Genomic DNA, 455 nt, shown 5'->3' with positions numbered 1-455 from the left:
AAGCTTTTTTGTATAATAAGGGTAATAACACATTTCTGTGGGGGATGAACATGTTATCCAAACGTGAAGAAGAAAGACGAAACCAATTAGAAGTAGTGGCTTTAGATGAATTAGTGCCTCAAGATCATCTTGTACGGAAAATAGATCAAGCAATCGATTTTGACTTCATTTATGATCTTGTCAAAGATCATTATAGTTCCGACAATGGTAGACCAAGTGTTGATCCTGTTGTCCTCATTAAGATGGTCTTAATCCAATATCTATTTGGTATTCGCTCTATGCGTCAAACCATTAAAGAAATTGAAACTAACGTGGCTTATCGTTGGTTTATTGGATATGGGTTTTCGGAGAAAATCCCGGACTTTTCTACCTTCGGTAAAAACTATGTGAGACGCTTCCACGATACAGATTTATTTGAACAAATTTTTCATCGAATCTTAAGAGAAGCGATGAAA

At 35.6% G+C, this 455-nt stretch carries 1 protein-coding gene; it reads left to right on the top strand.

Features of this window, described 5'->3' with window-relative positions:
• Positions 1–50 precede the first annotated feature (50 nt).
• On the top strand, positions 51–455 hold a 405-nt coding region (locus SB658_RS21925), incomplete at its 3' end, for a transposase (RefSeq protein ID WP_410602286.1).

The sequence above is a fragment of the Bacillus sp. SIMBA_008 genome (assembly GCF_046535495.1).
GTDB lineage: Bacteria > Bacillota > Bacilli > Bacillales > Bacillaceae > Bacillus > Bacillus subtilis.
The sequence above is the reverse complement of the archived record's forward strand: the minus strand, read 5'-3'. Positions and strand labels throughout refer to the sequence as shown.